This window comes from Janthinobacterium sp., from assembly GCF_031995485.1.
Lineage (GTDB): Bacteria > Pseudomonadota > Gammaproteobacteria > Burkholderiales > Burkholderiaceae_D > Janthinobacterium.
This window is the reverse complement of record NZ_DAMAGB010000007.1, coordinates 108,702-124,798: the sequence shown is the minus strand read 5'-3', so window position 1 is coordinate 124,798 and position 16,097 is coordinate 108,702. Positions and strand designations below refer to the sequence as shown.

The following is a 16,097-nucleotide window of genomic DNA, read 5'->3' as shown; positions in this document are numbered from 1 at the left end:
GAGTCTATGAAGAGCGGATTTCTGATTGGTCCTTAGACCACGATGCATGAGCATACCATCTTGCTTTCATGCAAAGATCACCAATTATCGCCTTGCTGTAGTCAAGTCAATCTCATTCCGGATCGAGGACCGTCGAGATAGATCTCGTGCTTAGGGATGCCGTGCTCAGCTCCTTGGCAAGCGAGTCACGTCAAGCGAAGGTCGGCTTTGGGGCGAAAGCAGCCATTCGTCGATGCGCGATGGAGTTTTCTGCTCCATCAGCACGTTAACGCAATATGTCATCACCCAAGTCGCCTGCCCAGGCTCCCCGGGCCTAGCGGGTCTGAAAAATGTCGAGGGCAAGGCGCGGCGACGCAGACAGTACGCATGGTCGGCAAGGAAGCCGCAACGCCGCCATCGGCATTTTCTCAGGCCCGCGTCTCCGGCCCGCCGTTTTTAAGTCTTTCAATCTTTCAGGGCGAAAAAAAAGAAGCCAGTGCCAAAGGCAGTGACTTCTTTTTCAAGCACAGCAAAATCAAACACTATTATTCTGCCGCCCCTGATGTTTTACGTTGACAGGAACTGGCGATTAAGCGAAGTTCTTGGCAACGAAATCCCAGTTCACCAGGCCCCAGAACGTTTCCACGTACTTGGCGCGCAGGTTGCGGTAGTCGATATAGTAAGCATGTTCCCACACGTCGCAGGTCAGCAGTGGCTTGTCGCCGGTGGTCAATGGGCAGCCGGCGTTCGAGGTGTTGACGATGTCAACCGAGCCGTCGGCTTTTTGCACCAGCCAGGTCCAGCCGGAACCGAAGTTGCCGACGCACGACTTGGTGAATTCTTCCTTGAACTTGTCGAACGACGACCATTTGGCGTTGATCGCGTCAGCCACGGCACCAGTTGGTGCGCCGCCGCCGGCCGGCTTCATGCCGTTCCAGTAGAAGGTGTGGTTCCATACCTGCGCTGCATTGTTGAAGATGCCGCCCGACGATTTCTTGATGATTTCTTCCAGCGACAGGTTCTCGAACTCGGTACCCTTGATCAGGTTGTTCAGATTGGTGACATACGCCTGGTGGTGCTTGGCATAGTGGTATTCCAGCGTTTCTTTCGAGATATGTGGCGCCAGAGCGTCCATTTCATACGGCAGTGGTGGCAGGGTATGTTCCATGTGATGTCCTTTATGGTGATTGTTCGGGGTATCCGGCCGGGGCCGGACAGTCGAGCCAAGTATTCTTGCTGAACGAACCACTATTGTAAAGCGGATGCGCTATTGCTGCATGGCGCAGTGCATATGCCGCGCGGCATGAAGTAGGTACTCAGCGCGCGCGGCGCGTGGTTTCGCGCACCACCAGCGCCAAAGGCGGGATGGCGGCCTGCACCGCTTCGCCATTGATCAGGCCCAGCAGCGCTTCGGTGGCGATGCGGCCGATGTCGTACAAGGGCTGGCGGATGGTGGTCAAGGGCGGCGTCGTGTACGACGAGCCGGGCAGGTCATCGAAGCCCACCAGCGAGATATCGTCGGGTACGCGGATGCCCTTGCGGTACAGGCACAGGCGCACGCCATAGGCGGACAGGTCGTTGGCGGCGAATACAGCCGTGAACTGTTGCTGCGTGTCGAACAGGTGGTTCATGGCGAGCATGCCGCTGGCCTCGTGAAAATCGCCTTCGGCCATCAGTTTCGGATCGATGGCGATGTCCGCTTCGCGCAGCGCCTTTTCGTAGCCGGTCAGGCGCTCGGCCGCATCGGTGTTGTTGGCAGGGCCGGCCACAAAGGCGATGCGGCGGTGGCCCAGTTCGATCAGGTGGCGCACGGCCAGGTAGGCGCCGTGTTCGTTGTCGAGCTTGAAGCCGATCGCATTGTGCGTGGCGAGCAGGCGGCCGGTCGACACGATGGGGCGCTGCTGGGCAAAATCGAGCACGCTCTGGTCCGAGATGCGGCCCGACAGCAGGATGATGCCGTCGACTTTCCTCGCCAGCAGCAGGCGGATGCGGTCCGCTTCCTCCTGCGCATTCCAGTGGCCGCTGACGATCACCGAGGCGTAGCCGGTGTCCTTCAGGCCATCGTCGACGCCGCGCAGGCTTTCGTCGAAAAACGGGCTGGAAATATCCTGCACCACGATGCCGATGGTCATCGAGCGGCCCTTCTTCAGGCCCTGCGCCATCTGGTTCGGCGCGAACTTCATCTTGGCGATCGCCGCCAGCACCGCATCGCGCTTGTCGTCCGAGACCCTGGCCGTGCCATTTAAAATGCGCGAGACAGTGCTGGGCGACACGCCGGCCTGGCGCGCCACGTCGAGCAGGGTGGAGGGAGGGGCGGCGTGATGGGTGTCGTTCAAGGTCGTTCCTGAAATGAAAAAAACGGCGGGTTTCTAATGCTTGAAAACCTTTTCAACGCCAGATTACCATAAATGTGTGAGGTGGCTGTAGGTCGGATTAGGCCTTTCGGGCCGTAATCCGACAACACCCGCGGCCGAGCCAACAATGTTGTCGGATTACGCGCTGGCGCGCTAATCCGCCCTACGTGACGGAGTTGTGAAAACGTTTTCACAAAAAACCACAAATATTGACAACGCTGTTTTGACAGGTTTTCATAGGAGAAGCCGGCCTGCCGGCGGTATGTGAATCAACGGTTTTGAAATAATTGACAACTTTTTCGGTTGACTTCATTTTCTTTGCGGTGTTAAATGGATGCATGTTGTGAAAACGTTTTCAAGATAGAAGACGCTCAATAAACGGAGACGAAACAATGAAGTCATTTATCCCTGGCGCTGCCGCCCTGGCCGCGTCACTGGCGGGCGCGTGCGCCATCGCAGCCACGCCGGCGGCCCCTGCCGCAGCTACGGCGGCAGCCTTGCCCGCGCTGGCCCCGGCCACCATCACCGTCGCCTCCTTCCCCGACCTGGACCGCGCCGTCAAGACGGCCCTGCCACTGTGGGAAAAGCTGTACCCGCAGGTGAAGGTCAAGCTGGTCAGCCTGCAGATCGACGACCATCACAATTCGATGACGACGGCGCTGGCGGCCGGCGCGCGCCTGCCGGACGTGATGGCGATCGACTTTCGCTATGTGGGCAGCTTCGCCGAGTCGAAAGGCATGGAAGACCTGTTGCAGCCGCCATACGGGGCAGGGCAGTACCGCGCGCAGTTCGTGCCGTTCACCTTTGTGCAGGCGACCAGTTCGCGCGGCACGCTGGGCGCCATGCCGGCCGACCTGGGGCCCGGCACCCTGTTCTACCGCAAGGACCTGATGGACAAGGCCGGCATCAGCGAGAGCGACCTGACGCAGTCGTGGGAGTCGTATATCGCGGCCGGCAAGAAGCTCAAGGCCGCCACCGGCACCTATCTGCTGGCCGGCGCCAGCGACCTGGCCGACATCTATATCCGCGCCAACCTGAAGGACGGTGAAGGGATTTATTTTGGCGACAAGGGCCAGGTGCTGGTCGACTCGCCCCGTTTCGTGAAAGCGTTCGAACTGGCGAAAGCGGCCAGGGTCGCCGGCATCGACGCGCGCACCGTGGCCTGGACCGGCGAGTGGGCCGAAGGCTTCAAGCGCGACAAGGTGGCCAGCCAGATGATGGGTTCCTGGCTCAGCGGCCACCTGGCCAAATGGCTGGCGCCCGATTCGAAAGGCCAGTGGCGCGCGGCCAGCCTGCCGGCCGGTGCGCTGGCCTCCTACGGCGGCTCGTTCTACGGCATTCCGAAAAAAGCCGCGAACAAGACGCAGGCCTGGGAGTTCATCAAGTTCATGACGGTGAACAAGGATATCCAGCTGCATTCGTTAAAAGAGATCGGCGCTTTTCCGGCTCTGAAGGCGGCCTATGCGGACCCGATGATGGATGAACCGCAGGCGTATTTCGGCGGCCAGAAAACCCGGCTGCTGGCGCGCGAAACGGCGGCGAAAATTCCCGTCATCCGCGTCGACAAGTTCGACGCCGTGGCGCGCGATATCGTCAATATGGAACTGGAAAGCGTGCTGGCGCAGAACAAGGACATCAAGACCGCGCTGGCCGACGCCAGGGCCCTGATCACGCACCGCGCGCGCCGCTAGGAGCCGTCAATGAATCTCCCGACTTCACCGGCCATGCCGGCGCACAGCGCGCCGGCGGCGGCGCAGCCACCGCGCAAGCGCTTCAACAGCAAGCAATGGGCGCCGTATCTGTTCATCAGTCCTTTCTTCATTCTGTTCGCCGTCTTCAGCCTGTTCCCGCTGCTGTTTTCGATCTACCTGTCGTTCAACCAGTGGGAAGCGGCCAGTGGCGTCGAAGCGATGGAATGGGTGGGACTGGACAACTACAAGTACGCCTTGACGGACCCGTGGTTTTTGCGCTCGCTGGGCAATACCGTGTGGCTGGCGCTGGCCTCGGGCGTGCCGCAGCACCTGGTGGCGATTCCGCTGGCGGCATTTATCCACCACAGCTTCAAGCGCTCGCGCAACCTGGTGATCGGCGTCTACTTCTTGCCGTTCATTACCTCCAGCGTGGCGATTGCCATGGTGTTCAATACGCTGTTTTCGCGCGACTATGGCCAGATCAATGTGCTGATTCAATGGTGCGCCAGCCTGCCGCTGGTCGGCGGTTTGTTTCCTGCCGAATCGATCGACTGGCTGGGCAGCTCGATGTTCATCAAGCCGGCCGTCGCCTTCGTGATTTTCTGGCGCTATCTTGGCTGGAACCTGGTGCTGTACCTGTCGGCACTGCAGGTGATCCCGAAGGACCTGTACGAGGCGGCGACCATCGATGGCGCCTCGACACGCCAGCAGTTCTGGCATATCACGCTGCCACAGTTGAAACCGATGATCTACCTGGCTGTCACGCTGACCATCATGGGCAACCTGCAGCTGTTCGAGGAGCCGTTCGTGCTGGTGGCCGAGTCGAGCGGCGTGAGCCAGTCGGTGATGACGACCGCGATCTTTGTCTACAAGACGGCGTTTTCCTCGGGCGACTTCGGCACGGCGTCGGCGATTTCCTGGCTGCTGTTTTTGATTATCGCCAGCACCACCTGGGTCAACAACCGCGTCTTCAGCCGCAATGAACGCAAGGAGGCAAACCGATGAGCGCCAGCAGACTCTCCGCGACGGCGACCAGCGCGCGCTGGTCGGCCTACGCGATGGTGGCGATCGGCGCCCTGATCATGGTCGCACCGTTCTATTTCATGTTCGTGTTTGCCACGCACACCAGCGCCGAGATCTACAGCCTGCCGCCGCCGCGCTGGTTCGGCACGGCGCTGCTGCACAATCTGGAACTGCTGCAGGAACGGCTGCCGTTCTGGCGCAATATCGGCATCAGCCTGTATGTGGCGCTGATGACCACCGCGCTGACGCTGTTTTTCTGTTCGCTGGCCGGCTATGCGTTTGCCATGTACGAGTTCCGCTTCAAGCGCCCGCTGTTCACGCTGGTGATGGCGTCGATGATCATTCCGTCGTTCATGAACATGATCCCGACCTTCATGCTGATGGATTTCCTCGGGTGGCTGGACCAGCCGCGCGCGCTGTATGTGCCGGGAGCGGCCGGCGCGCTGGGGATTTTTTTGATGCGCCAGTATATCGGCACGGCGATCCCGAAGGACCTGATCGAGGCGGCGCGCATCGACGGCTGCGGCGAATTTGCCATCTACTGGCGCGTGGTGCTGCCGCTGATCGGGCCGGCCATGGGCACGCTGGGGCTGATCACATTCATCAACTCGTGGAACAACTTCATTACGCCGCTGGTCGTCATGCGCTCGGTCGAGAATTACACGATCCCGCTGGCGCTGCGCAGCATGCAGGCGCCGAACAACACAGAGTGGGGCGCCCTGATGACGGGGGCGGCGATTGCCGTGCTGCCGCTGCTGCTGATGTTCTTTGTCGCTTCAAAACGCCTGATCGAAGGCCTGACGCAAGGCGCGGTAAAGGGCTGAACTGTTCTTTTTTTAAACCACCAACATGACACCAACCACCATGCATAACGACGACTCAGACACCAACTTCCCGGCCAACTTTACCTGGGGCGTGGCCACCAGCGCCTACCAGATCGAGGGCGCGGCCGCCATCGACGGCCGCGGCCCGTCGATCTGGGACACCTTCAGCCATACCGAAGGCAAGATCACCGACGGCAGCAATGGCGACGTGGCCTGCGACCACTATCACCGCTATGCCGACGACGTCGAGCTGATCGCCAGCCTGGGCGTCAATGCCTACCGCTTTTCGATGTCCTGGTCGCGCGTGCAGCCGACCGGTTCGGGCGCCTGGAACGAGGCCGGCTTCGATTTTTATGTGCGCCTGCTCGACGCGCTCGATACCAAAGGCCTGGACGCGCACCTGACGCTGTATCACTGGGACCTGCCGCAAGCCTTGCAGGACGAAGGCGGCTGGCTGAACCGCGCCACCTGCTATCACTTTGCCGCCTATGCCGCCGAAGTGGCGCGCCGTTTCGGCCACCGCGTGGCCAGCATCGCCACCCATAACGAGCCGTGGTGTACGGCGGTGCTGGGCCACGGCACGGGCCAGTTCGCACCAGGCATGGCGAATCCGGCCGCCGCCGTGCAGGTATCGCACCATGTGCTGCTGTCGCACGGCCTGGCCATGCAGGCGATGCGCGCCGTGGCGCCGTCGGCAAAACTGGGCATCGTGCTCAATCAGTGGACCGCCACGCCGGCCACCGACAGTGCGCAGGACAAGGCCCTGGCCGAACTCGAATATGCGCGCTCGGTGCAGTGGTATATGGATGCGATCTTCAAGGGCCGCTACCCGGCGCTGGCCCTGAAACATCTCGACGCTTCAGCTTTAATCATTCATGAAAACGATTTCACGGATATTCGCCAGCCCATCGATTTCCTCGGCGTGAACTACTACACGCGGGCATACATGAGCAGCGAGACGCCGCCGCGCAAGCCCGAATGCAAGCTGGGCGTCAACGACATGGGCTGGGAAACCTATCCGCAGGGGCTGACGGAGCTGCTGGTGGGCCTGCACCGCGAATATCCGCTGCCGCCCGTGTACATCACCGAGAACGGCATGGCGGTGGCCGACCGGCTCGATGGCGGCGCGGTTCACGACCAGCCGCGCATCGAGTACGTGCAGCTGCACCTGGACGCCCTGCGCGCCGTGATTGCGCAAGGCATCGACGTGCGCGGCTATTTTTACTGGAGCCTGATGGACAACTTCGAATGGAATTCGGGCTATGCCAAACGCTTCGGCATGCTGTATGTCGACTACGCCACCCAGCAGCGCACCCTGAAGGATAGTGCGCTGTGGTACCGCGGCTTTATCGCCGCCCAGCGCGCGCTGCATGCCGATGCGCCGCAACTGGCGACGGCAGGGGGAATCTGAAATGGCCGCCATCTCGCTGCGCGGCATCCGCAAGACCTATGGCGACGGCCCCGAAATCGTCAAGGGCCTCGACCTCGATATCCATGACGGCGAATTCATGGTGTTTGTCGGGCCGTCCGGTTGCGGCAAGTCGACGCTGCTGCGCATGATCGCCGGCCTGGAAGACATCAGCGCGGGCCAGCTGCGCATCGGCGAGCTGCTGGCCAACGACGTGCCGCCGGCCGAACGCGGCATCGCCATGGTGTTCCAAAGCTATGCGCTGTATCCGCACATGACGGCGCGCGAGAACATGGGGTTTGCGCTGAAGATGGCGGGCCGGCCCGAGGCCGAGGTGCGCGCTGCCGTCAACAAGGTGGCCGAGATCCTGCAGATTACGCATCTGCTGGAACGCAAGCCGAAGGCGCTGTCCGGCGGCGAGCGCCAGCGCGTGGCAATCGGCCGCTCGATCGTGCGCCAGCCCAAGGTATTCCTGTTCGACGAGCCGCTGTCCAACCTCGACGCGTCCTTGCGCGTGCAGACCCGCATCGAGCTGGCCAAGCTGCACCAGGAGCTGGGCACGACAATGATCTACGTGACGCACGACCAGGTCGAGGCAATGACCTTGGGCGACCGCGTGGCCGTGTTCCATGGCGGCCACCTGGAGCAGGTCGGCGCGCCACTGGAACTGTACCGCCATCCGGCCAGCCAGTTCGTGGCCGGCTTTATCGGCGCGCTGCGCATGAATTTTTTGCCGTGCAGCGCGGTGCCGCAACTGGCGGCGCAGCTCGGTGGCGAGGCTGGCATGCTGGTCGGCATCCGTCCCGAGCATCTGCGCCTGACGCCGCGCGGCGAGGGGTATGGCGCCACCGTCACCCTGATCGAGCAGCTGGGCGACGCGCAGATCATCCACGCGATGATCCACGACAGCACGCAGGCGCTGGCCATCAAGCTGCATGGCGAGACGCAGCACGCCTTGGTACCTGGCAGCGCCATCGGCTTTGCGCCGGAAGAGGGCCATGCCTTTCTGTTCGATGCGGCCGGCCGTGCCGTGTCGCGGCATTGAGCGATGGAGGCGTCAATGAATTCGAGCTGACATCCGGCTTCAAAAAAAGAGAAAGGCAATGGCCGCAGAGCCATGCCCTCATTATCTAAACAGTGCAGGTAGCGGAGACAATCACCATGAAACAGCTGAAACGCAACACCATCGCCAGCAGCCTGGCCCACGTCACATTCGCCCAACTCATTTTATTGAGCAGCGGCGCCGCCATGGCGCAGCAGGCCGATACCAATGCGCCGGCGGCAGAGGAGGCCACGCCGGCACCAGCGCCGGCGGCTGGCCAGATGGACCGCATCGTCGTCACGGCCACGCGCCGCAATACCTTTGTGCAGGACACGCCGCTGGCCGTCACGGCCTTCAACCAGGACACCTTGCAGAACAACCAGGTCAAGGACCTGGCCTCGCTGGCCACCATGGTACCGAGCCTGGTGGTCGAGCAGCATGGCGACTCGGGCGGCGTGCACGTCTACATGCGCGGCGTGGGCTCGGCCAACCACACGGAGCTGGGCGACCCGGCCGTCGCCTTTTACGTCGACGGCGTGTATTCGCCGCGTCCGCAGGGCGCCACCGCGCTGATGTATGACCTCTCGCACGTGGAGGTGGCGCGCGGTCCGCAGGGCACGCTGAACGGCCGCAATTCGACGGCCGGCGCCGTCAACCTGGTGTCGGCCGCGCCGAACACGACCAAGTTCATGGGTTCGGCCGGCATCACCATCGGCGACTACCGCCACCTGCAGACGCAGGGCATGCTCAATATCCCGCTGTCCGACGACGTGGCGCTGCGCATCGCCGCCATCAAGGACAGCCACGACGGCACGGTGGACTTTCGCCGCGGCTCGAACGTGATGCCGGGCGCGGCCAAGTATGGCGCCGGCGACCAGATGGGCGCGCGCGCCTCGCTGCTGTGGAAGATCACGCCGCACCTGCGCGGCACCTTTATCGCCGATTATTTCCTCGACCAGGGCGCCGGCAATGTCTACCTGGCGGCCGAACCGAAACCCGGTGAAAAGCTGCGCTCGGCCCTGATCGATACGCCCGGCACGCTCGATCAGTCGATCCTGACCTACAAGGGCAAGCTCAATTACAAGCCGACCGACGCGCTCGACTTTACCTACCTGGGCAGCTGGAGCCGCTACAAGCGCCAGAACAGCAACGATGCGGACGCGGGTTTGTTCCCCGGCTTCAAGTCGGAAAACCGCACCGACTGGGCGCAGTTCGACAGCTATTCGCACGAGCTGCAGGCGCGTTCGGACGACGAGGCGCCGTTCCAGTGGGTGGCCGGCGTGTTCCTGTTCAATGAAAAGAACAAGGTGCGCTTCGATATCGACCGCAGCCAGATCTCGCAGGCGGCGGTGCAGCAGGATATCGCCAACGGCGCCGTGATTTTCGTGCAGCCGACTGTCGGCCAGTACGCCTCGTCGATGTCGTTTATCCAGGGTAACCGCCAGCTGAAATCGAAAGCCGTGTTCGGCCAGGTCAGCCAGCAGCTGACCGACCAGCTCAAGCTGACGGCCGGCGCGCGCTATACGAAAGACCACAAGTTCGATATCGGCGGCCAGAACTGGGCCTGCCCGAACTGGCCGGCCAACACCCCGCTGGGCACCACGGTACTGACGCCGGACCAACTGGCGCAGCTGGTCACGCCCGGCACGGGCCTGGCCAATACGCACAATATCGGCCCCGGCGGCGCGATCACGGCGGCCTCCTGCGGCAATACGCCGGGCGATAACTCGGCCGACCTGCGCTACGGCCAGGCGACATGGCTGGGCCGCATCGAATACAAGCTGCGTCCGGACATTTTGCTGTTCGGCTCCGTCACCACCGGTTTCCACTCGCCGGCGATCGGCGACGGCGGCGCCACCACCAAGCCTGAAAAACTGACCAGTTATGAAATCGGTTTCAAATCCGACCTGCTGAATCGCCAGCTGACCCTGAACCTGGACGCATTCCTGATGAAGTACAAGGACAAGCTCGAATCGCAGGTGGTCAACAGCGTGCTGGCCAACTTCAATGCGGCCGGCGCCACCGTCAAGGGGCTGGAAGCGGAATGGGTCTGGCGTCCGACAAGCGTGGACCGTTTGACCGGCAACGCCACCTGGCTGAAAGCCGTGTACGACGACTTCCTGTCGTGCGACGTCGATGCGGCGCGCGCCAATGGCCAGGCGTGCGGCTCGACCGCGCCGCTGGTCAATGTGGGCGGCAGCACCATGAAGCATGCGCCGAAGTTCTCGACCACGGTCCAGTACGAGCATGACTTTGCGGTGGCCGGCGGCCAGCTGACGCCGCGCGCCTCGGTGCATTACGAAACCATGACGTATGTCGGGGCAGGGGCGTTCAACGGCGATGTGCCGGGCCACGCCGGCGTCAAGCGCCAGGAAGCCTACACCACGCTCGATTTGAGCCTGCGCTTCCAGCCGGCCAGCAAGGCCTACACGGTGGAAGCGTTCGTGCAGAACGCCACCGACAAGGCGGTCAAGCTCGACGTCAATGAAATCTGCACCGATGTCGGCATGCCGTGCCAGCCGACGCAGCAGATCTACGGCGCGTTCTACAACGCGCCGCGCACGTTCGGCGCGCGGGTGTCGATGAAGTTTTAACCCTGGATGCAAAGTCCGGGGTCGGTCGCTTCGCGCTCGGAATAGGTCCTGCCGGGGCTGATTCCCCCCGAGGGTCCGACCCCGGGGGGTTGCTTCCGGGTTTATTGAACAGTATTGCCAGTTCTCAGTAGCATGTTTTGGCCGGGTGGCGACACCCGGCCTTTTTTATTCCATCACTGTCTGCACGCTGGCAATGCCCACTTCCGCGCTGCCGTCGGCCAGGCGCACATGGATATGCTGGCGCGCCTGCAATTGCGCCGGCGAGCGCACGATGGCGCCTTTTTCATCGCGCACGATGGCATAGCCGCGCTCCAGCGTGCGCTGCGGGTTCAGCAGTTCCAGCTGGGCGGCCAGCGCATCGAGGCTGTGGCGGCGCCGGGCCAGCAGCTGGCCGATGGCCGCGCCGCTGCGGCGCTGCGCTTCGAGCAGGCGCGCGCGCGGCACGGTGACGTCGGGACGCAAGGCGGACCAGCGGTGGCGCAGGCGGTCCAGCGCATGGATGGACTGGTTCAGCGGCGCGCGCGTGGCGTGCGTCATGGCGGTCGACAAGGCCAGCAGTTGCAGGCGCTGCTGCTGCAGCTGCGCCTTCGGGTTCAGCAGGCGGCGGCTGTGGCGGTCCAGCGTCTGCGCCGCGTCGTCGAGGCGGCGGCGCATGGCGCGGCGCAAATCGGTGGCGTCGGCGCGCAGGGACGCCAGCCAGTCGGCGCGCGGCGTGGCGGCCAGTTCGGCGGCCGCTGTCGGCGTGGCGGCGCGCAGGTCGGCCGCGAAGTCGGCGATGGTGAAATCGGTCTCGTGGCCCACGCCGCTGATCACCGGCATGCTGCAATCGGCGATCGCGTATGCGACGGCTTCATCGTTGAACGACCACAGGTCTTCGATGCTGCCGCCGCCGCGGCACACCAGCAGCACGTCGCATTCGGCGCGCTGCGAGGCGGTGCGGATCGCCTGCGCGATTTTCTCGGGCGCCTGCTGGCCCTGCACCGGCGTCGGGTACAGGATGATGGACACATGCGGCGCGCGCCGCTGCAGGGCGGTCAGCACGTCGCGCAGGGCGGCGGCCTGGGGACTGGTGACGATGCCGATGGTGCGCGCGAACATCGGGATGGCGCGCTTGCGCTGCGCGTCGAACAGGCCTTGCGCGGCCAGCTTGTCCTTCAGGCGCTGGAACGCTTCGTACAGCGCGCCCACGCCGGCGCGGCGGATCGCTTCCACATTGATCTGGTAGTCGCCGCGCGCGCCGTACAGCGTGACCAGCGCGCGCACTTCGACCTTGTCGCCTTCGCGCGGCGTGAAGCCCGCATACTGGGCGCGGCCCCGGAACATCACGGCGCGCACCTGGGCCGCGTCGTCTTTCAGCGTGAAATACCAGTGGCCGGAACTGGCGCGCGTGAAGTTGGAAATCTCGCCGGCAATCCAGGTCAGCGGGAACGAGCGTTCCAGCAAGCGGGCCACGGCCTGGTTCAGGGCCGTGACAGTGAGCACGGGCGAGGCGGCAAAGCCGCTGTCTACGGGGTTATCGTTCATCATCAACAAGTATTCCTGGGGCCAGGGCAGGCATCTGTCCACATATTATCGGCGAGGTCATGCTTATGTCATATATCAGGGGAAACAACAAGTTTTATTTGCAAGTCATTGATTTTATAGTGAATTCAGACATGCCCGATTTGCGTGCAGCGGAGAAAAACCCTTATATATCAAGTACATCAGCAGGACAGGGGGCACTTACGCACAAAGTTATCCACAGAAACTGTGTGGAACTAGGCGATGGGGATAAAGTGTACCTGCATCGGGGCCAAACCGGCGCCAGGGGCATGCTGCACTATTTTTATGCACGAGTATAAAATCATTATAAATCAATGGCTTGAAATGCCATGTATGGCCTTGCACACATTCTTATCCACAAAAAATGTGCAGAACTCGCCTGCGTACCCTGTTTCAGCCGCCAGAGCAACATTCAGAGCAGCTGCTGGTTTTTTGCGCAATGTAAGAATAGTCTTACAAATCAACGCTGTAAAAACAGTGGCTGGACCTTGCGCACAATCTTATCCACAGAATATGTGCAGAACTGGGTAAATCGTTTTTGCCTGGGAGGAAGTTTTTTACTGGCTGAGCGAAAAATTTCGCTGCACTTTTTTTAATCAGATCAATAAAATCCTTTGAAATCAATGCACTAGTATTGAGTCAGGTCGCTTGCTCACAATCTTATCCACATTTTTTGTGTGGAACTGTGCAGACCGTGGAAAACTCCCGTTGCAACAGTTTTTTACGCCGCCAGATCAGCTATTTGTCCAGCCTGCCGTATTTTTAAGCAGGTCAATAAAAACGATATAAATCAAGGCACTTGGCGCACTGATTTGCGCTTGCACACAATCTTGTCCACAGATTGTGTGCAGAACTTGGCGCAGCGATTTGCTGTTTCGCGGCCTGGCCTGCTACTTTTTTGCGCATCAATAAAATAGCGTTTAAAATCAATGGCTTGATCTTCTTTATCGGCTTTGCGCACAATCTTGTCCACAATAAATGTGCAGAACTTTGAATTGCTTGTCAGTTTTGCATTGACCCGGTAGAAATAGCTGCTATGCCTGTATTTTGCGCATGCGATAAATAGTCAATGAAATCAAGGGCTTAATCCTGTCGATGTCGGCTTGCGCACAATCTTATCCACACAATATGTGCAAAACCTGGCGGCTACCACGCACAGCACTGGCTGTGGATAGCCAGCCGGCTTGCCGCTGTGCCACGAGCGCCTCTTGCCGCCAGCGCTGCAACGCGCTACATTGCGCCATCAGTCATGCTTGCCATGCCTGCTTTTTGCTTTTTTTATCCAGGAGTTCCTTTGCTCGCTATATTCCAAGCCGCCGGCTGGCCCGTCTGGCTGTTGTTGATTGCTTCCATCGTCGCGCTGGCCCTGATCATCGAGCGCCTGCTGTACCTGCGGCGCCCCCGCATCCTGCCGCGCAAGCTGTTCGATGAAGTGGTGCAGGTTTATCGCAGCGGCAAGATTACCCCCGACACCATCGCCAAGCTGGAAGACAATTCGCCACTGGGCGTGGTGCTGGCCGCCGCGCTGCGCAATGTCGACGCGCCGCGCGAAGTCATGAAAGAATCGATCGAGGAGGCGGGCAGCGGCGTGGCCCACACGCTGGAACGCTTCCTGACCACGCTGGGCACCATTGCCACGCTGGCGCCGCTGATGGGCCTGTTCGGCACGGTGATCGGCATGATCGAGATCTTCGCCTCGCCCGGCGCCACCGCCTCCAATTCCGCGCTGTCGCACGGCATTTCGGTGGCCCTGTATAACACCGCGTTCGGCCTCGCGATTGCCATGCCGGCGCTGATCTTCTACCGCCACTTCCGCGCCCTGGTCGACAGTTTTGTCATCGACATGGAGCAGCAGGCCGTCAAGTTCGTCGACCTTGTCCACAGTGGCCGCCAATGAACTTTCGTAAAGGAAAGGGGCGGGAAGACCCCGAAATCAATCTGATCCCCTTCATCGACGTGCTGCTGGTGATCCTGATCTTCCTGATGGTCAGCACTACCTACAGCAAATTCACGGAGCTGCAGATCACCTTGCCGACGGCAAACGCCGAACAGGCCAGGGAGAAGCCGCAGCAGATCGACGTCACCGTCGACGCCAAGGGCAACTACACGGTCAACCTGCAGCCGGTGTCGTTCCGCGACGTGGCTGGCCTGGCCGGCGCGCTGCAGGACGCGGCCAAGGCTGCCAATGGCGGCAAGGCGCCCGCGCAGACGCCGGTGGTGGTGGTCAACGCCGACCAGCTGGCCATGCACCAGATGGTGATCCACGTGATGGAAGCGGCGCGCCTGGCCGGCTATGAAAAGCTGACCTTTGCGGCGCAGGCTGGCGGAAACAAGTAACTTTACATTCAACCCCAACCGAAGTGCCGGGGTCGGACCCTCAGGGTCCGACCCCAGTTTCTGCCTCGGGGTTTCTCCTTGATCCCTCTGTTCATGCCCACATCCCCCTCCCAGCTCGAAACCACCCTTACCCGCGCCTGGCTCAAACGCGGCCCGCTGGCCTGCGCCCTGTGGCCCGTCTCGCTGCTGTTCGGCGCGCTGGGCTCCGTGCGGCGCGGTCTGTACCGCGCCAACATTCTGACATCCGCGCGCCTGCCGGTGCCGGTGGTGGTGGTGGGTAATATCTTTATCGGCGGCACCGGCAAGACGCCGCTGACGATCTGGCTGGTGCAGGCCTTGCGCGAGGCCGGCATGCAGCCAGGCGTGATTTCGCGCGGCCACGGCAGCGCCGACCGCTCGCCGCGCGCCGTGACTGCCGCTTCGACGCCGCAGCAGGTGGGCGACGAGCCGCTGCTGATCTTCCAGCATGGCGGCTGCCCCGTGATGGTGGGACGCGACCGCGCGCAGGCGGGCAGGGCGCTGCTGGCGGCGCATCCCGAGGTCGACGTGATCGTCACCGACGACGGCCTGCAGCACTATGCCCTGCAGCGCGATGTGGAAATCGTGCTGTTCGACGGCCGCGGCACGGGCAATGGCTGGCTGCTGCCGGCCGGCCCCTTGCGCGAGCCGCCGCGCCGGCGCCGCGATGTGACGGTGATCAATGCGGCCGAGATGTCGCCGGCGCTGGCATCGCGTGTCGCCCCGAAAAATGGGCTGGTGGTGCAGATGCGCCTGGCCGGCGATGCCGCCGAACGGCTGGTCAACCGCGCCGAGCGCCTGCCTCTGGCAGCGCTGGCGCAAGGCGGCCAGCGCATCGTGGCCGCCGCCGGCATCGGCAATCCGCAACGCTTCTTTGCCATGCTGCGCGGCGCCGGTTTGCGCTTCGCGGAACTGCCGTTGCCCGACCATCATGATTTCCTCGACCAGCCATTTGCCGCGCTCGACACGGATGTGATCTTGATCACCGAGAAGGATGCAGTAAAATGTGCGCAAATTGAACATCTCAAAGATGACCCGAGACTGTGGGTCGTCCCGGTCAGCGCCCACATCGACGGCGCGCTGGCCCAACAAATTGTGGAGAAATGTCGTGGACGCTCGACTGCTTGATATCCTGGTCTGCCCTGTTTGCAAGGGCCCGCTTGAACACGATAAAAAGGCGCAGGAACTGATCTGCCGCCCTGACCGCCTTGCCTATCCGATCCGTGACGGCATCCCCATCATGTGGGCCGACGAAGCCCGCACCCTGCTCGACGCCGTCGAATAA

Annotated in this window: 15 protein-coding genes; 11 read left to right on the top strand and 4 right to left on the bottom strand. The window is 62.0% G+C overall.

All coding sequences use genetic code 11. From position 1 onward, the window contains the following. Positions 1 to 366 precede the first annotated feature (366 nt). Positions 367 to 555 carry a hypothetical protein gene (locus RTQ46_RS07585; protein WP_312435627.1) on the top strand — a complete coding sequence of 63 codons (189 nt, stop codon included), beginning with the start codon at positions 367 to 369 and terminating at the stop codon, positions 553 to 555. Between the two features lie 13 nt (positions 556 to 568). On the opposite strand, the gene RTQ46_RS07580 is transcribed toward RTQ46_RS07585, so the two are convergent. Together RTQ46_RS07580 and RTQ46_RS07575 are read right to left on the bottom strand one after the other, a co-directional pair. Beyond that, positions 569 to 1,147, bottom strand: a complete 579-nt coding sequence (locus RTQ46_RS07580; RefSeq protein WP_070224622.1) for a superoxide dismutase — start codon at positions 1,145 to 1,147, stop codon at positions 569 to 571. 148 nt (positions 1,148 to 1,295) lie between these two features. Then, positions 1,296 to 2,315, bottom strand: coding sequence for a substrate-binding domain-containing protein (locus RTQ46_RS07575; RefSeq protein ID WP_312435626.1), 1,020 nt, complete (start codon positions 2,313 to 2,315; stop codon positions 1,296 to 1,298). Positions 2,316 to 2,725: 410 nt separating this feature from the next. Here RTQ46_RS07575 and RTQ46_RS07570 point away from each other — a divergent pair, with 410 nt between their 5' ends. The 6 genes from RTQ46_RS07570 to RTQ46_RS07545 all read left to right on the top strand — a co-directional run bounded on the left by RTQ46_RS07570 (position 2,726) and on the right by RTQ46_RS07545 (position 10,915). Beyond that, the gene (locus tag RTQ46_RS07570) at positions 2,726 to 4,024 is read left to right on the top strand and encodes an extracellular solute-binding protein (protein ID WP_312435625.1); all 1,299 of its coding nucleotides are present in this window, start codon (positions 2,726 to 2,728) and stop codon (positions 4,022 to 4,024) included. Between the two features lie 9 nt (positions 4,025 to 4,033). After that, entirely contained in the window at positions 4,034 to 5,029 is a 996-nt protein-coding gene (locus RTQ46_RS07565; RefSeq protein WP_312435624.1) for a sugar ABC transporter permease, read from the top strand. Further along, a complete protein-coding gene (locus tag RTQ46_RS07560; RefSeq protein ID WP_312435623.1) occupies positions 5,026 to 5,871 on the top strand; it encodes a carbohydrate ABC transporter permease in 846 nt (281 codons plus the stop codon). The genes RTQ46_RS07565 and RTQ46_RS07560 overlap by 4 nt, the downstream gene beginning before the upstream one ends. 40 nt (positions 5,872 to 5,911) lie before the next feature. After that, entirely contained in the window at positions 5,912 to 7,282 is a 1,371-nt protein-coding gene (locus RTQ46_RS07555) for a GH1 family beta-glucosidase (protein WP_312435622.1), read from the top strand. A gap of 1 nt (position 7,283) precedes the next feature. Beyond that, a complete protein-coding gene (locus tag RTQ46_RS07550) occupies positions 7,284 to 8,324 on the top strand; it encodes a sn-glycerol-3-phosphate ABC transporter ATP-binding protein UgpC (RefSeq protein ID WP_312435621.1) in 1,041 nt (346 codons plus the stop codon). Between the two features lie 116 nt (positions 8,325 to 8,440). After that, the gene (locus RTQ46_RS07545; protein ID WP_312435620.1) at positions 8,441 to 10,915 is read left to right on the top strand and encodes a TonB-dependent receptor; all 2,475 of its coding nucleotides are present in this window, start codon (positions 8,441 to 8,443) and stop codon (positions 10,913 to 10,915) included. A 165-nt stretch (positions 10,916 to 11,080) separates the two neighbouring features. Here the strand turns inward: RTQ46_RS07545 and xseA are convergent, their stop codons facing one another. Together xseA and RTQ46_RS07535 are read right to left on the bottom strand one after the other, a co-directional pair. Further along, positions 11,081 to 12,442: an exodeoxyribonuclease VII large subunit gene (xseA, locus tag RTQ46_RS07540; RefSeq protein ID WP_312435618.1), complete on the bottom strand. Its 1,362-nt coding sequence runs from the start codon at positions 12,440 to 12,442 to the stop codon at positions 11,081 to 11,083. 805 nt (positions 12,443 to 13,247) lie between these two features. After that, positions 13,248 to 13,430: a hypothetical protein gene (locus RTQ46_RS07535; RefSeq protein WP_312435617.1), complete on the bottom strand. Its 183-nt coding sequence runs from the start codon at positions 13,428 to 13,430 to the stop codon at positions 13,248 to 13,250. Between the two features lie 321 nt (positions 13,431 to 13,751). Between RTQ46_RS07535 and RTQ46_RS07530 the strand changes: the two genes are divergently transcribed. The 4 genes from RTQ46_RS07530 to RTQ46_RS07515 all read left to right on the top strand — a co-directional run bounded on the left by RTQ46_RS07530 (position 13,752) and on the right by RTQ46_RS07515 (position 16,097). Beyond that, entirely contained in the window at positions 13,752 to 14,354 is a 603-nt protein-coding gene (locus RTQ46_RS07530; protein WP_312435616.1) for a MotA/TolQ/ExbB proton channel family protein, read from the top strand. After that, positions 14,351 to 14,794, top strand: coding sequence for a biopolymer transporter ExbD (locus tag RTQ46_RS07525; protein ID WP_312435615.1), 444 nt, complete (start codon positions 14,351 to 14,353; stop codon positions 14,792 to 14,794). Before RTQ46_RS07530 ends, RTQ46_RS07525 begins: the two co-directional genes overlap by 4 nt. Before the next feature lie 93 nt (positions 14,795 to 14,887). Further along, on the top strand, positions 14,888 to 15,940 hold the full coding sequence (gene lpxK, locus RTQ46_RS07520; RefSeq protein ID WP_312435614.1) for a tetraacyldisaccharide 4'-kinase: 1,053 nt from the start codon (positions 14,888 to 14,890) through the stop codon (positions 15,938 to 15,940). Further along, positions 15,921 to 16,097, top strand: coding sequence for a Trm112 family protein (locus RTQ46_RS07515; RefSeq protein WP_312435613.1), 177 nt, complete (start codon positions 15,921 to 15,923; stop codon positions 16,095 to 16,097). Before lpxK ends, RTQ46_RS07515 begins: the two co-directional genes overlap by 20 nt.

What these genes read in the sequence shown, in the direction of transcription:
- RTQ46_RS07585 (WP_312435627.1), top strand. Translation starts at nt 367, where the DNA reads ATGGTCGGCAAGGAAGCCGCAACGCCGCCATCGGCATTTTCTCAGGCC.
- RTQ46_RS07580 (WP_070224622.1), bottom strand. Translation starts at nt 1,147, where the DNA reads ATGGAACATACCCTGCCACCACTGCCGTATGAAATGGACGCTCTGGCG.
- RTQ46_RS07570 (WP_312435625.1), top strand. Translation starts at nt 2,726, where the DNA reads ATGAAGTCATTTATCCCTGGCGCTGCCGCCCTGGCCGCGTCACTGGCG.
- RTQ46_RS07565 (WP_312435624.1), top strand. Translation starts at nt 4,034, where the DNA reads ATGAATCTCCCGACTTCACCGGCCATGCCGGCGCACAGCGCGCCGGCG.
- RTQ46_RS07560 (WP_312435623.1), top strand. Translation starts at nt 5,026, where the DNA reads ATGAGCGCCAGCAGACTCTCCGCGACGGCGACCAGCGCGCGCTGGTCG.
- RTQ46_RS07555 (WP_312435622.1), top strand. Translation starts at nt 5,912, where the DNA reads ATGCATAACGACGACTCAGACACCAACTTCCCGGCCAACTTTACCTGG.
- RTQ46_RS07550 (WP_312435621.1), top strand. Translation starts at nt 7,284, where the DNA reads ATGGCCGCCATCTCGCTGCGCGGCATCCGCAAGACCTATGGCGACGGC.
- RTQ46_RS07545 (WP_312435620.1), top strand. Translation starts at nt 8,441, where the DNA reads ATGAAACAGCTGAAACGCAACACCATCGCCAGCAGCCTGGCCCACGTC.
- xseA (WP_312435618.1), bottom strand. Translation starts at nt 12,442, where the DNA reads ATGATGAACGATAACCCCGTAGACAGCGGCTTTGCCGCCTCGCCCGTG.
- RTQ46_RS07525 (WP_312435615.1), top strand. Translation starts at nt 14,351, where the DNA reads ATGAACTTTCGTAAAGGAAAGGGGCGGGAAGACCCCGAAATCAATCTG.
- lpxK (WP_312435614.1), top strand. Translation starts at nt 14,888, where the DNA reads ATGCCCACATCCCCCTCCCAGCTCGAAACCACCCTTACCCGCGCCTGG.